Consider the following 13,775-nt stretch of genomic DNA (forward strand, 5'->3'; position numbering starts at 1 on the left):
TATATTCTGAAAAAATATGCCGACTCTTGCATGAGAGTGGGCATATTGCCATGCTGACAGGAGACTCACATAAGGAAAGGCAGAATTTCCAGACGTCGTTGTATATTTTCATTTGCTTTAATAAATTTCATTTTTGGTAAATTCAGCATTATGTTATTAGCGATGAGCAAGACCAATCATTAACCAAGTTCTCTTCAGAATGTAATGAAAAATGTGAAGTGCATTTCTTTTTTAAAATTTTTTTACCCTATTATTTCTTATCAAATTAACATTGCCCTTAATTATAAGAAAGGAGAATATAAATGAACAACATATTAGGCTCATCAATTAATATGCCCTGTACACTTTTCGAAACTATTACTTTATTCGATGATTTTTCTGCTGATGATATGCAGTATGGGGATATGGAAGAACAAGATTTTCTCTCACTCGGCTTAAGCGACATCTCTGCAAAAGTTGATCCTTACCGCCTCATTAAATACCATTTTCCTGGGCCGAATTCTACTTATGGTGCTTTTAGTGTTCCAACTTCTGGAACAAAAATATCACAAAGTGAATGTATTGATATTTTATTTGCAGAAATGAAAGATCTGGCAAAAATGTTTTCCTTTTTTGGACAATACAAAACACTCATCCAGGATCTGATTGATCATTTTAGATATGGAAATGGCAACAGTTTCCATAGCCAGGAATTGAACTTATCTTTTCATGAACGAATAAACAAATATGATTATAATAGCCCAATACGTGTAATCAAAGAATGTATCGAAAATGATATTTCTTCAACACCTACGATAGGATACCGGCCTCTTCTCCTACAAAAGATTAAGACCGAATTACTTTCATCAAGACTAAATAAATTCAATGATTTTAAAGATAATTTTAATGGCCTGGGAATCAGCATTCATGATATCTCAGCTCAAAAAATATCTCTTTTAAATTTTCAAAAATATCCTATGGGCTGGAGCGCTACCATTCATTTCATAGCACAAGACCACTTTGGTTTGGATGTGACTGATATAAAAAACAAGATTTACAACAAGTATAGATTTTTTCGCATATGGTTCTTTTTACAACGGCATAAAGACTTTGCTTTCAAACCTTTTTTCACCAATTTTAACACTATCGAAAGAATCGAAAATTATCTATGAAAAGAAAACTCCAGAAAATTATATTATATTTATTTCTTCTATGCTGCATCTATAATTTATGGACATTGCGTCCTGTACAGATTTTGTATACATACTCTGATGCTGGCAATTCAGTCTTTCTGGTCGTTGATCATCTGCCATGGACTGATAGCGATAAAATAAATTGGTATCTGAAGCATCAGGATGAAATTAAAAGTCAAAATCCCCTACCAGAAGGTAGTTGGCATACCTGGTATGTTATTGATATCGGTAATGGCTTCACTGACTATAAAAAATATATCGAAGGGCCGTATGAAGATCTCTACTGTTTCCCGACGATTAAGAGCAATGATAATTGCATCGTAAAAAACTATTTAATGGTTATTAATGAATATCCTTACCGTAATACTCATTTTTTTATTGCTGATAACAATGAGTATCAACTAACCCAGGAAAATAAGATAGAGCGAGTGTTCAACCCGCATGACTTTGAAAAAGACAATTTTCAGCAATAAGCCGGATAAAGAACAATCTTTACCCGGCATTTATATTACAACCAGTTCTTCCGCTTAAAGTACAGATACGGTGCCAGGCCCGCGAGGATCATAAAGATAATCGCGCCTGGGTAGCCGAAGCTCCACTTCAGTTCCGGCATAAACTCAAAGTTCATCCCGTAGCTGGAAGCGACCAGCGTCGGTGGCAGGAACACCACGGATACCACCGAGAAGATTTTGATGATGCGGTTCTGCTCGATATTGATAAAGCCCATCGCCGCCTGCATCAGGAAGTTCACCTTCTGGAACAGGGATTCGTTATGCGGCAGCAGGGATTCGATATCTCGCAGGATTTCACGCGCCTGCTCCAGTTGCCCACCCGGTAAGCGTGCTTTACGTACCAGGAAGTTGAGCGCGCGCTGGGTATCCATCAGACACAGGCGAACTTTCCAGCCGATATCTTCCAGTTCCGCCAGCGTGGAGAGCGCCTCGTCGTACTCATCGCCCTGATGCCCTTCCATAATTACCCGGCTCAACTGCTCCAGGTCGCTGTAGATATTTTCAATTTCATCTGCCAACTGTTCGATTTTGGTTTCGAACAGATCCAGCAGCAGCTCGTAGGCGTTACCGTCCACCATTGACTGGCTACGGGCACGCATACGATACAGACGAAAAGCGGGCAGTTCACGCTCACGCAGAGTAAACAGACGACCATCACGGATGGTAAATGCCACAGTGGAGTTACCGGCGTGATCTTCCGCATCTTCAAAGAAGAAGAAGGAGTGAATATGCAGGCCGTCATCGTCTTCAAAGAAACGTGCCGATGCTTCGATGTCTTCCAGTTCCGGGCGGGTTGCCAGGCTCTGGCCAAGTTCAGATTGTACGCGCAGTCGCTCGTCGTCGTCCGGTTCGACAAGATCAATCCATACTGCATTTACAAGGGGTTGTGACTCTTCGACTTCCAGCCGGGTCAGTCGGTTATTTTCCAGTTGAAATGCGCTCAGCATGACCGGGACTCCCAATGCTTAAAATATCGGACAGTTCGGTGGGCACACAGAAACAAATTGGGTTTCAGACCATTAAACAGCCTGACTCAGCGCGACGGGAAAAATTGAGGTCGCTGACAACCGCTAAGGCTATCAGCAAAAAGGGATAGCCTTAGGAGTTGATCCTGGATGACAGGATAATGAGCCAGTATCTACTGGGTGTGTCCAAGGCGAATGTCCTCTTAGAGTGATCGTGCGCGCATGTTACGCCAGCAAAATTTTGCCGTCAACACGCAACAGAACACCACAGAACAATAGTTGAACTTCGCGCTTTTTGGTACTCGTCAAGGTCGCTAACAGGATAAAAAAATCCCACATTCAGGGCCTATAATGGCGCATCGGCTATTCATTGGTAAAGGAATGATCACCTTGAATCTCAAACGGATTTTTCTCACCCTCACCTTACTTCCCTTGTTTGCTGTTGCCGCTGATGATTGCGCACCCTCAGATCCGACGCTGACCGTACAGGCGTATACCGTTAATCCTCAAACAGAGCGGGTGAAAATGTACTGGCAAAAAGCCAATGGCGAAGCGTGGGGAACGTTACATGCTCTGCTGGCGGATATTAATAGTCAGGGTCAGGTGCAGATGGCGATGAACGGCGGCATCTATGATGAAAGCTATGCGCCGCTCGGTTTGTACATCGAAAACGGTCAGCAGAAGGTGGCGTTAAATCTCGCTTCAGGTGAAGGGAATTTCTTTATTCGTCCTGGCGGAGTGTTTTATGTCGCGGGAGATAAAGTCGGCATCGTTCGTCTGGATGCCTTTAAAACCAGTAAAGAGATTCAGTTTGCGGTGCAGTCAGGGCCATTGTTGATGGAAAACGGTGTAATTAATCCGCGTATTCATCCCAACGTCGCCTCACGTAAAATTCGTAACGGTGTTGGGATTAATAAACATGGGAACGCCGTGTTTTTGTTGAGCCAGCAGGCGACAAATTTTTATGATTTTGCCTGTTATGCCAAAGCGAAACTGAACGTTGAGCAGCTGCTTTATCTTGATGGCACAATTTCACATATGTATATGAAAGGCGAGGCAATCCCGTGGCAACGCTATCCTTTTGTCACCATGATTTCCGTCGAGCAGAAAGGTTAAACATTGTACACTCGAGGAGGCCAGACAAACTGGGGCTGGCTACACAGCTGGAAAATCATCAGATAAATGAAGGGAAACAAAAATGAAAAAAACGCTCGCAACATTATTTTTATTAACCTGTCTGGGGTCATCATCCGCTTATGCGGATAACGCTTTGATTTTACAAACGGATTTTAGCCTGAAAGATGGCGCCGTCTCGACGATGAAAGGGGTCGCTTTCGGCGTTGACCATAATCTTAAAATATTTGATTTAACACACGAAATTCCACCATATAACATCTGGGAAGGCGCTTACCGCCTGTATCAGACTGCCAGTTACTGGCCGCAAGGTTCGGTGTTTGTTAGCGTGGTCGATCCTGGTGTTGGTACAGACCGTAAATCGGTAGTGCTGAAAACCAAAAACGGTCAGTACTTCGTTTCACCAGATAACGGTACGCTCACGTTGGTGGCGGAATCGCTGGGTATTGAGAGCGTCCGGCAAATCGATGAAAAAACCAACCGTCTGAAAGGTTCCGAAAAGTCATATACCTTCCACGGTCGTGATGTGTATGCCTACACCGGTGCACGTCTGGCTTCCGGGGCGATCACGTTCGAGCAGGTGGGGCCAGAGCTTCCTGCAAAAGTTGTCGAACTTTCTTATCAGAAAGCCAAAGCAACAAAAGGTGAAGTGAAGGGCAATATCCCGATTCTCGATATTCAGTACGGCAACGTCTGGAGCAATATCAGCGACGAGTTGCTGAATCAGGCAGGAATCAAACTCAACGACACGTTGTGTGTGACCATTTCCGAAGGTTCCCAGCAAAAATACGCAGGGAAAATGCCGTATGTCGCAAGCTTCGGCGATGTGCCGGAAGGCCAGCCGATGGTGTATCTGAACAGCTTATTGAATGTTTCCGTGGCGCTGAATATGGATAATTTCGCGCAGAAACATCAGGTTGCGTCTGGTGCTGACTGGAATATTGATGTGAAGAAGTGCACTAAGTAAGTTACTGATGCCGGATGCGGTGTGGCGCACCGCATCTGGCAACGGAATCGTAAATTATACCGTCTCCAGTCGGGCGTAAGCCGCCACCAGCCATTTAATACCCTGGCCCTGGAATGCCACCTGCAAACGGCTATGCTCGCCGCTGCCTTCCATATTGACGATGGTGCCTTCACCAAACTTAGCGTGGCGTACGCGCTGGCCGAGCTTATAGCCGCTGTCGTTCTCGACCATCGGCGTACCCATACGCTGATGGCTGACCGGGCGGCTTACCGTGGCGCGCAGGCGCACCTCTTCCACACACTCTTCCGGCAACTCACCGATAAAGCGCGACGGGCGATGGTAAACCTCTTTGCCATACAGACGGCGGGTTTCCGCGTAGGTCAGCGTCAGTTTCTGCATCGCGCGGGTTACGCCAACGTAGGCCAGACGGCGTTCTTCTTCCAGACGCCCGCCTTCATCCAGCGACATCTGGCTTGGGAACATGCCCTCTTCCATACCAACGATAAACACCTGCGGGAATTCCAGACCTTTCGCCGAGTGTAGCGTCATCAACTGCACCGCATCCTGCCAGGTATCCGCCTGCCCCTCGCCCGCTTCCAGCGCCGCATGGGAGAGGAATGCCTGCAGCGGCATTAAATCTTCGTCTTCTTCGTTGTAGCTGAACTGGCGCGTTGCCGTCACCAGTTCCTCTAAGTTTTCGATACGCGTCTGACCTTTTTCGCCCTTCTCCTGCTCGTACATGGTGCGCAGGCCGGAGTCTTTAATTACCCGGTCAGTCTGTACATGCAGCGGCATATCGGCAGTTTCCTGCGCTAAGGCGTCGATCAGCTCCATAAACCGCTGTAAGGCGCTGGCAGCACGTCCGGCGAGGGCTTTTTCCTGCAACAGTTCACGACATGCCTGCCAGAGTGTTAACTGGCGATCGCGCGATGTCTGACGTACCACGTCCAACGTCCGGTCACCAATACCCCGCGTTGGCGTATTCACCACACGCTCAAAGGCCGCGTCGTCGTTGCGGTTGGCAATCAGGCGCAGATACGAGAGCGCATCTTTGATTTCCTGGCGTTCGAAGAAGCGCATCCCGCCGTAAATACGATACGGCATACTCGCCTGCAATAACGCCTCTTCCAGCACACGCGACTGGGCGTTGCTGCGGTAGAGAATGGCGCACTCGGCAAGCGCCCCGCCGTTGTCCTGCCAGGTTTTGATGCGGTTAACCACAAAACGCGCTTCGTCGAGTTCGTTAAAAGCGCAATAAAGGGAAATAGGCTCACCGTCCGCGCCATCGGTCCACAATTTTTTACCCAGACGCCCGTTGTTGTTTTCAATCAGGGCGTTCGCGGCGCTCAGAATATTGCTGGTAGAGCGGTAGTTCTGCTCCAGACGGATAGTTTCAGCACCGGGGAAATCATTGAGGAAACGCTGAATATTCTCGACCTGCGCCCCGCGCCAGCCGTAGATTGACTGGTCGTCATCGCCAACGATCATCACTTTGCCAGTATCGCCTGCCAGCAGTCGGATCCACGCGTACTGAATGTTGTTAGTGTCCTGGAATTCATCCACCAGGATATTGGTGAAACGTTCGCGGTAATGTTGAAGGATATGCGGTTTGTTGAGCCATAATTCGTGGGCACGAAGCAGCAATTCAGCAAAATCAACCAGACCCGCGCGGTCACAGGCTTCCTGATACGCCTGATACACCTTCTGCCAGGTTTGCTCCACTGGGTTGCCGTAGCTCTGAATATGATGCGGACGCAGCCCCTCATCTTTCTGGCTGTTGATGTACCACATTGCCTGACGCGGCGGCCACTGCTTCTCGTCGAGATTCATCGCCTTGATCAAACGCTTAAGCAGACGTAGCTGGTCTTCACTGTCGAGGATCTGGAAATCCTGCGGCAGGTTGGCGTCCATATGGTGCGCACGCAGCAGGCGGTGCGCCAGCCCGTGGAAGGTGCCGACCCACATACCGCCCTGGCTAGTGCCCATCAGTTGCCCGATACGATGACGCATCTCCGCCGCCGCTTTGTTGGTAAACGTCACCGCCATAATCGAATACGGCGAGCAGTTTTCCACGCTCATCAACCAGGCGATACGATGCACCAGTACGCGCGTCTTACCACTGCCCGCGCCCGCCAGCACCAGAAGGTTGCTGCGTGGCGCGGCCACCGCTTCGCGCTGTTTGTCATTAAGGCTGTCGAGCAGGTAAGAAACGTCCATTGGCACCGCCGCGTAAAAATAGGTTGGGCGGAGAAGCGCAACGCCCTCCGCCAAAAAGCTGGGTATATATACAGATTTGCTGATTATATCAGCGAGGTCAGAGATGCCAACCGGGAAATTTCCAGATGCGGCAGTAAACGGCTGTCCCAGGTTTGCATCAGATCGCCATTTTCCGGTCTGATCCAACAGGCCTGCATTCCGCTGCGAATTGCCCCACCCACGTCAGTGGTGAGATCGTCCCCGACATGTAAGATCTCACCGATCGGCACGTTAAGTTTTTCCGCCGCCAGTAAGTACATGTCGCTGAACGGTTTTGAGCGCCCGTGCGGGCCAGCGCGCAGCACAAACTCAAAATAATGCCCCAAACCAAACAGTTCCGGCTGGGCGTTACCGTTGGTGATCGCCACCAGCGGCCATTTCTTCGCCAGCTGTTTTAAGGTGTCGTGGGTTTGCTGCGGGACGTCGATCCGGCTGCGCCATTTGGCAAAGTTGATCATTGCCGCGTGTGCGCCTGCACTGGCTTCTTCGGCACTCAGCCCGGCGTCGAGCATCGCTTGTTCAATCGAACGAAAACGCCAGCGCGTCACGTCGTGATAAATCTCGGGTTCCGCTTCCCGTACCGCCTGGCGCAGGCGTTGCAGATCTTCATTCTGGAAGCTGCGCAGCGCCGGATGATAATTTTGCACAAAGGTAAGCGCCTCCTGCTCGGTGCGCAAAATCACCGGACGGTTATCGTAAAGGGTGTCATCCAGGTCAAAGGTGAGCGCCGAGATGCGCCCCAAAGGCCGGTAAAAACGCATTATTTCCCCCGTTTGGCGCGTGGATGCGCCGCATCGTACACCGAGGCAAGGTGTTGAAAATCAAGATGAGTATAGATTTGCGTGGTGGAGAGGTTGGCATGACCCAGCAGCTCCTGCACACCACGAAGATCGCCGCTCGACTCCAGCATATGGGTAGCGAACGAGTGACGTAATTTATGCGGGTGAACGTGATTATTCAGCCCTTGTTTTATGCCCCATTCGGCAAAGCGTTTCTGCACATTACGCGCGGAGATACGCTTGCCCAGTTTCGACAGAAAAAGCGCGTCGTCTTCGCTACCAAACAGGTCGCGCAAATCAAGCCAGTGCTCAATCCACGCCACAGCGTTGCGACCAATCGGCAGGCGGCGCTCTTTGCTGCCTTTTCCCATCACCCACACTTCACCAGACTCCAGGTCGAGGTGTTTGATATCCAGCCCCACCAGCTCGGAAAGACGCAGACCCGCGCCGTACATCACTTCCAGCATTGCACGGTCGCGTACAGCGAGGGGATCGTTGATATCAATATCCAGCAGCCGATTCATATCATCGACGTCGATGTTTTTCGGCAGATGACGCGGCGCTTTCGGTGCCGAAACACCTTTCGCCGGGTTGGCTTTGAGTTCGTTCTGGCTGACCAGCCAGTCAAAAAAGCTACGTAGCGCAGAAAGCCGTAACGCCAGACTTGCAGCTCCCAGCCCTTTACGGCGACTGCGTACAGCAAAATTACGCACCATCGTCACATCACATTGCTGCCAGCTTTGCAGGCCATTTTCGCTGGCAAAATTGATGATCGCCTCAAGCTGTCGCTGGTAGTTAAGCAGGGTTATCGGGCTAAGCTGGCGCTCCACGCTCAGATAACGTAGGTAGCGTTCTACATCGGTGTGTAAATCGGTCATACGCGTTCAATCCAACGCGCCAGAAGCTCCGGCAACATCAGTGCAATTTCATGAAGTAACTGCGTTCCCTGCCCTTGTTGATAGTGACTGGCATCGCGACTGGTAAACAGCACAACACCCAAATCAGCATCGCTTCCCAGCATCGACATCGCCACCGATCCCACCGCTTTCGCTTCCGGTAGCACCACCAGCAGCTCCGGTCCGTTAAGCGGTCCCAGATAGTGCTGTTCCTGCCCCAGACGCTGAATACGCAGCGGTTCGAAAGACTGACGGCTTAATGCCAGATGAGTGTAGTTCGACGGCGCACCTAAGCGCCAGCGATCCGGAAACAGGCGCAGACTCGCACCTGCCAGGCCGAGATCGCGCGCCCAGCGGTGAAAGCGCATCAGCATATCATCGAGACTGCTGGCGGCGGTGAGACTGCGCTGCAGGTAGAGCAGACGATAAAACAGGCCTTCGTTGGCGATTGCCTGTTCCATCAACAGCGCCATGTTCTCTTCCAGAACATGAATATGATTACGTGCGCGGGCCATGTGCCACTCGACCAACGAAACGGTGCCGCGTACCGGATGCGGCACACGTATCGCTTCTACTGCGCGCGCATTGCGGATAAAAAACTCAGGATTTTTAATCAGATAATCGACAACCGCCCGGTCATCAAGCTCCGTGAGTGTTTCCTGCAGTTCTTCCCCTGGTTGCTTCATAGATGAATAAATCCGTCGTAGACATGTACCGCCGGGCCAGTCATATATAACGGGTGACCCGGACCTTTCCAGGCGATATCAAGACGACCGCCGGGGAGTTCCACGCGTACTTCTTCGGCCAGCAAACCTTGCTGAATCCCTACCGCCACCGCCGCACATGCGCCGCTGCCGCAGGCCTGGGTTTCTCCTGCCCCACGCTCATAAACGCGTAAACGAATATGCTCGCGCTTAACCACTTGCATAAAACCGATATTGGCGCGCTCCGGAAAACGCTCGTGGCTTTCCAGAACAGGACCAAGCGTTTCTACCGCCGCGGTATCGACATCATCGACCTGAATCACGCAGTGCGGATTTCCCATCGACACCACGCCACATAAGATTGTCTGCTCGGCGGCGCGCATGATATAGGTCTTTTCCACTTTGTTAGCGCGAAACGGCACAGCGGAAGGTTCGAAGTTGGGTTCGCCCATATTTACGCGGACCAGATCATCATCGGTGACGGTCAGAACCATCCGCCCGTTGGCGGTGCTGACGCGGATATCGCGCTTATTGGTCAGCCCTTTCAGGCGCACAAAACGGGCAAAGCAGCGCGCGCCGTTGCCGCACTGCGCCACTTCACTGCCATCAGCATTGAAAATGCGATAGTGAAAATCCAGTTCAGGATCATACGGCGGCTCAACCACCAGCAATTGGTCAAACCCTACCCCCAGGTGCCGATCCGCCAGGCGACGAATCAGATCCGGTGAAAAAAAGACATTCTGCGTTACCGCGTCGACGACCATAAAATCGTTGCCAAGGCCATGCATTTTCGAGAACTGCATCATTTACTCCAATCACGCGGGTACAGAAACTGACTTTTAGTAATTCACCTGGGATGGACCATCGCCAGTGGCGCGGTCGTTTTTATCCGGCACCGTGGATTGCGTTTGCGTCTCTACCGGTTTGGTCGGCGGCGGTGCGTTTTTATCTGCAGGCGGGAAATAGAGCGGACCTTTCAGACCGCAGCCCGTCAGGCTGAAGAGAGTAAGTAATACAGTGAGTGCCTTAAACACGTTTTTCATTATGGATTGCCTGTAAAGTTCATCGCTTTCTGCTTTCTATCATCGCAGGAGAAGGCGTAAAAGCAAGCGTTTAGCGACTCTTTATGAAGTCTGAAAAGTGAGGAATTGCTGCGAGTATAACGCTTACACGTGGCGATTTATGTTTTGCTGGTAGTTTCGTGATCGGCACCTCGCGCCAGGATGGCTTTATGCACTATCGCAATGTGGTTTGTTTATTGTCTTGTTCGTTGTTTTTATCGTCGGCATGGGGATGTCGGCTTGATGAGCCGGAACATAATATTTACCAGAAACAGGGAAAAGGCGTGGTGTATTTGCGCCCTTATGAAAAGACCAATCTTTCGCTACCGCAGATTAACTACAAGCGTCTGCGTCTGTTACCGAATTTGCTAATTGACCCAACCAAACTGGAGGATTGGGAAACGGTGCCCCCGGCTACCAATCTCATGACAGACGTTGTCTACAGCGGCGCAAACGCAACTCTTCCCCATTACTCTTACTATAGCGATGGTCGCGCTATTCTCTACGCTGGCGAGATTGTGCAAAACCCTCCAGGCACACCGCCAGTCGATATCTCGTCATTTCAGGCATGGGGTGATTTTGCCGCAGATAAGTACAGCCTCTATTACGAAGGCAAACGCACCGATAGCAACCAGCAACTAAACCGCCGAACGTTGCGTCAGGTAGAATTTAACCCGCAATGGAAACCAGACTGGCTAGGTTTGATTCTCCGTGACAAGCACTATCTTTACGCAAATGGTCAGCGCCTTGATGATCCCGACACCTTTACGGTACTGGCTCAAAAGTCATGGGATCAGCGCGGTAAATTCTCTACAGCATTTAATCCCTGCCTTCCTGCCCCATTTGGCCCCTGGGATACGCTAGCCCGCACACAGACGAAAATCATGATCAACGGAGAACAACTGGATGCCGACCCGGACACCTTTTCCGTCGTGCGCTGGATGCCCGGCTCACTCTTCACCTGGCGTGATAAAAACGGGCTGCAGCGTAAAGTCCTCGACAAGGAAAATCTGGCGTGGGATGAAGATTTAACAAAGCACTGTCTGGATTTTTCTCTGCAGGAAAAGAAAGTGTTCTGGCGTAAAGGGCCTGCTTGTAAACAGGAAGAATTATCCGGACTCGATCCTGAACAGTTCCACCCCATCAGTGATGCTGTCGCCCAGTATCAGGATTCGCTTTATACCATCATCGAAACAGAGTCTGGTGACCGCAAGTTGGAGATCGTAAAACTCGATGACCCCAATCTTATTATCAACAAACGTTTCAACGCCGGGAAACGCCACGGCTATTTACTTACGCATGCCGAAGGGTGGGTAAACCATTCCAGTTTACACGTGTTTGAATCTGACGGACCGCTGATCTTACTGGATAACCGCTCTCCGGATGAACGCGAAGCCCATCTTAATGACCATCCCTTTTTGCGCAGATGGTATGCCCGCGATAACCGCTACGTTTACAGCTTTGATGGCGCGCAGCTCTGGCGATACCGCACCGCTGATCCGAAACAAGTTCGCTTAATCTGGAAGGAACAACATTCGGGATATGGCTATGGCGTAAATTACAAAACGGGATATCTGGACGGAAAAATTACCGATGACGGCGAATTTATTCCTGCCCCACGCAATGAGGCAACAAAATGAATGGTCAAATAATCACAGTTGCACTCATCCTGTTGGGGAACTCATTTCTGACACCTCCTGTACAGGCCATAGGGTTCGACTATTACAATGATCACGGTGTCATGTCTTACGGTAAAGGTTATTGGGGGGATAAGAAAATCATTGCCCAATTTCCGGAGATGAACAGGGCCGATTTGCGCCTTGTGAAAAATATCTCTGGGAAGACGGGTTATATACCTTCCGATGAAATAAGCATAAAAAATGAGTCATACCACTGGATGACAGACGGCCGCGTTATTCTCTGGCGTGGCAAAATCGTTAGCAATCCACCGGGAACACCCACTGTCGATATTGCCAGCTTTCAAGCTATGGGCCGCTTCGCGGTCGATAAATATAGCCTCTATTTTGACGGACAGCGCACCGAAAGTAATAGCGGCGCGTCACGTGTTGATCTGGCGACACTAAAAGCTATCGAAGGTAACTCTACCACGCTGGTGGATAGTAAAAATCTCTACTTGTCCGGTCGACGTCAGGGGAGCAGCAGTAATGTTACTGTATTAGAAAAAAGATGGTGGGGTATTAATCCACGTCTTATGAGTGTAAACAGAAATTTGTATTCCAATGATCTGCTTATCCGCAGTGGGCAGAATATTTATTTAAATGGCGCTCACCTTACGGCGAATGCAGACTCATTTGAGATAATTCGCTGGATACCTCATTCACTGCTGGTTTTTCGCGACAATAAGGGTCTGCATCGTTATCCCTTTGGTCAATTATCTGGCAAAGCGATACCCGTAGATGATGACGTCTCTTTTGAAGTAGGGGAAAGTCGCGTTCGCTGGCGTAAACAGCTCACGCCCGACCGTCAGTGGAGCCAGTGGATAGACCTACAAGGTATTGAACCTGAACAATTTCATCTGATTACTGACAATATTGCGCAGTATAAAGATCGGCTGTATGTAACAAAATTATCGACTTTTGGTGAAGACCAGCTTGAAATAATCCCGCTGGATTCGCCAGACCTGGTCATTGATCACTCATTTAATCGCGGCAAACAGCATGCTTACTTTATCCACCAATTACGGTCACGCAAGAGCGTGCAAATTATTCCAACTAACAACGGCCCGCTAACTAAAAACGATCGCTTTGCTTATGACGATCGCAATGTTTATACATGGACCGATACAGAGGTAAGGATTACGCCCTCCCCCTGCCCGGCGAAAACACGCGTCAGAGAAGAGAATGTGCATGAACTTCACAACAGAGACATTATTATTCCGGTGACGGATGAATCATGCCGGAACGCAGCAGCAGACGGGCAAACTTTGAAGCCCTGACCCCATGCCGCTATACTGCCGCCATCACTTAAAAACAGGATACAACAATGAACGACAGTGAATTTCATCGCCTGGCTGATCAACTGTGGCTGACCATTGAAGAACATCTGGACGACTGGGGTGGCGACAGCGATATCGACTGTGAAATCAACGGCGGTGTACTAACCATTACCTTTGAGAACGGCAGCAAAATCATTATCAACCGCCAGGAACCGCTGCACCAGGTATGGCTGGCAACCAAACAGGGCGGCTACCATTTTGATCTGAAAGGCGATGAGTGGATTTGCGATCGCAGCGGCGAAACCTTCTGGGATTTATTGGAACAGGCCGCGACGCAGCAGGCGGGAGAAACCGTCAGTTTTCGTTAAGAGCT

15 protein-coding genes are annotated in these 13,775 nt (G+C 49.7%); 7 read left to right on the forward strand and 8 right to left on the reverse strand.

From position 1 onward, the window contains the following. The first annotated feature begins 302 nt into the window (after positions 1-302). Together HBM92_RS23925 and HBM92_RS23930 are read left to right on the forward strand one after the other, a co-directional pair. Entirely contained in the window at positions 303-1,151 is an 849-nt protein-coding gene (locus tag HBM92_RS23925; protein ID WP_001059676.1) for a YPO3983 family protein, read from the forward strand. Beyond that, complete coding sequence (locus tag HBM92_RS23930) at positions 1,148-1,645, forward strand: DUF943 family protein (RefSeq protein WP_000823790.1); 498 nt, start codon at positions 1,148-1,150, stop codon at positions 1,643-1,645. The genes HBM92_RS23925 and HBM92_RS23930 overlap by 4 nt, the downstream gene beginning before the upstream one ends. A gap of 35 nt (positions 1,646-1,680) precedes the next feature. On the opposite strand, the gene corA is transcribed toward HBM92_RS23930, so the two are convergent. Further along, entirely contained in the window at positions 1,681-2,631 is a 951-nt protein-coding gene (gene corA / locus HBM92_RS23935; RefSeq protein ID WP_000947159.1) for a magnesium/cobalt transporter CorA, read from the reverse strand. A 151-nt stretch (positions 2,632-2,782) separates the two neighbouring features. Beyond that, positions 2,783-2,839 (reverse strand): YsgD/CorL family protein, encoded by a 57-nt coding sequence (gene ysgD / locus HBM92_RS25555; RefSeq protein WP_212723238.1) that lies wholly within the window; start codon positions 2,837-2,839, stop codon positions 2,783-2,785. Positions 2,840-3,000: 161 nt separating this feature from the next. On the opposite strand from ysgD, the gene HBM92_RS23940 reads away from it, so the two are divergent. Together HBM92_RS23940 and HBM92_RS23945 are read left to right on the forward strand one after the other, a co-directional pair. Continuing rightward, positions 3,001-3,765, forward strand: a complete 765-nt coding sequence (locus tag HBM92_RS23940) for a phosphodiester glycosidase family protein (RefSeq protein ID WP_000951146.1) — start codon at positions 3,001-3,003, stop codon at positions 3,763-3,765. 82 nt (positions 3,766-3,847) lie between these two features. Continuing rightward, positions 3,848-4,750 carry an S-adenosyl-l-methionine hydroxide adenosyltransferase family protein gene (locus tag HBM92_RS23945; RefSeq protein ID WP_000751634.1) on the forward strand — a complete coding sequence of 301 codons (903 nt, stop codon included), beginning with the start codon at positions 3,848-3,850 and terminating at the stop codon, positions 4,748-4,750. A 54-nt stretch (positions 4,751-4,804) separates the two neighbouring features. Here HBM92_RS23945 and uvrD read toward each other — a convergent pair whose 3' ends face one another. The 6 genes from uvrD to lptM all read right to left on the reverse strand — a co-directional run bounded on the left by uvrD (position 4,805) and on the right by lptM (position 10,428). Then, a complete protein-coding gene (gene uvrD / locus HBM92_RS23950) occupies positions 4,805-6,967 on the reverse strand; it encodes a DNA helicase II (RefSeq protein ID WP_000383407.1) in 2,163 nt (720 codons plus the stop codon). A gap of 83 nt (positions 6,968-7,050) precedes the next feature. Further along, positions 7,051-7,767, reverse strand: coding sequence for a 5-amino-6-(5-phospho-D-ribitylamino)uracil phosphatase YigB (yigB, locus tag HBM92_RS23955; protein ID WP_001213570.1), 717 nt, complete (start codon positions 7,765-7,767; stop codon positions 7,051-7,053). Beyond that, the gene (xerC, locus tag HBM92_RS23960) at positions 7,767-8,663 is read right to left on the reverse strand and encodes a tyrosine recombinase XerC (protein WP_000130691.1); all 897 of its coding nucleotides are present in this window, start codon (positions 8,661-8,663) and stop codon (positions 7,767-7,769) included. The genes yigB and xerC overlap by 1 nt, the downstream gene beginning before the upstream one ends. Further along, positions 8,660-9,367, reverse strand: coding sequence for a DUF484 domain-containing protein (locus HBM92_RS23965; RefSeq protein ID WP_000812802.1), 708 nt, complete (start codon positions 9,365-9,367; stop codon positions 8,660-8,662). Before HBM92_RS23965 ends, xerC begins: the two co-directional genes overlap by 4 nt. Continuing rightward, entirely contained in the window at positions 9,364-10,188 is an 825-nt protein-coding gene (gene dapF / locus HBM92_RS23970) for a diaminopimelate epimerase (protein ID WP_001160646.1), read from the reverse strand. The genes HBM92_RS23965 and dapF overlap by 4 nt, the downstream gene beginning before the upstream one ends. 36 nt (positions 10,189-10,224) lie before the next feature. After that, on the reverse strand, positions 10,225-10,428 hold the full coding sequence (lptM, locus tag HBM92_RS23975; RefSeq protein ID WP_000799889.1) for an LPS translocon maturation chaperone LptM: 204 nt from the start codon (positions 10,426-10,428) through the stop codon (positions 10,225-10,227). A gap of 188 nt (positions 10,429-10,616) precedes the next feature. On the opposite strand from lptM, the gene HBM92_RS23980 reads away from it, so the two are divergent. The 3 genes from HBM92_RS23980 to cyaY are packed head-to-tail and all read left to right on the forward strand — an operon-like array spanning position 10,617 to position 13,770. Beyond that, complete coding sequence (locus tag HBM92_RS23980) at positions 10,617-12,086, forward strand: hypothetical protein (RefSeq protein ID WP_001443188.1); 1,470 nt, start codon at positions 10,617-10,619, stop codon at positions 12,084-12,086. Next, positions 12,083-13,402: a hypothetical protein gene (locus tag HBM92_RS23985; RefSeq protein WP_001014282.1), complete on the forward strand. Its 1,320-nt coding sequence runs from the start codon at positions 12,083-12,085 to the stop codon at positions 13,400-13,402. The genes HBM92_RS23980 and HBM92_RS23985 overlap by 4 nt, the downstream gene beginning before the upstream one ends. Before the next feature lie 47 nt (positions 13,403-13,449). Next, the gene (gene cyaY, locus HBM92_RS23990) at positions 13,450-13,770 is read left to right on the forward strand and encodes an iron donor protein CyaY (protein ID WP_000999937.1); all 321 of its coding nucleotides are present in this window, start codon (positions 13,450-13,452) and stop codon (positions 13,768-13,770) included. Positions 13,771-13,775 lie beyond the last annotated feature (5 nt).

It is taken from the genome of Escherichia sp. E.sYA108, assembly GCF_011754335.1.
GTDB lineage: Bacteria > Pseudomonadota > Gammaproteobacteria > Enterobacterales > Enterobacteriaceae > Escherichia > Escherichia coli.

Coding starts and splice junctions, on each gene's coding strand:
- HBM92_RS23930 (WP_000823790.1), top strand. CDS start 1,148: ATGAAAAGAAAACTCCAGAAAATTATATTATATTTATTTCTTCTATGC.
- corA (WP_000947159.1), bottom strand. CDS start 2,631: ATGCTGAGCGCATTTCAACTGGAAAATAACCGACTGACCCGGCTGGAA.
- uvrD (WP_000383407.1), bottom strand. CDS start 6,967: ATGGACGTTTCTTACCTGCTCGACAGCCTTAATGACAAACAGCGCGAA.
- HBM92_RS23985 (WP_001014282.1), top strand. CDS start 12,083: ATGAATGGTCAAATAATCACAGTTGCACTCATCCTGTTGGGGAACTCA.
- HBM92_RS23980 (WP_001443188.1), top strand. CDS start 10,617: ATGCACTATCGCAATGTGGTTTGTTTATTGTCTTGTTCGTTGTTTTTA.
- cyaY (WP_000999937.1), top strand. CDS start 13,450: ATGAACGACAGTGAATTTCATCGCCTGGCTGATCAACTGTGGCTGACC.
- yigB (WP_001213570.1), bottom strand. CDS start 7,767: ATGCGTTTTTACCGGCCTTTGGGGCGCATCTCGGCGCTCACCTTTGAC.
- HBM92_RS23965 (WP_000812802.1), bottom strand. CDS start 9,367: ATGAAGCAACCAGGGGAAGAACTGCAGGAAACACTCACGGAGCTTGAT.
- lptM (WP_000799889.1), bottom strand. CDS start 10,428: ATGAAAAACGTGTTTAAGGCACTCACTGTATTACTTACTCTCTTCAGC.
- HBM92_RS23940 (WP_000951146.1), top strand. CDS start 3,001: ATGGCGCATCGGCTATTCATTGGTAAAGGAATGATCACCTTGAATCTC.
- xerC (WP_000130691.1), bottom strand. CDS start 8,663: ATGACCGATTTACACACCGATGTAGAACGCTACCTACGTTATCTGAGC.
- HBM92_RS23945 (WP_000751634.1), top strand. CDS start 3,848: ATGAAAAAAACGCTCGCAACATTATTTTTATTAACCTGTCTGGGGTCA.
- dapF (WP_001160646.1), bottom strand. CDS start 10,188: ATGCAGTTCTCGAAAATGCATGGCCTTGGCAACGATTTTATGGTCGTC.
- HBM92_RS23925 (WP_001059676.1), top strand. CDS start 303: ATGAACAACATATTAGGCTCATCAATTAATATGCCCTGTACACTTTTC.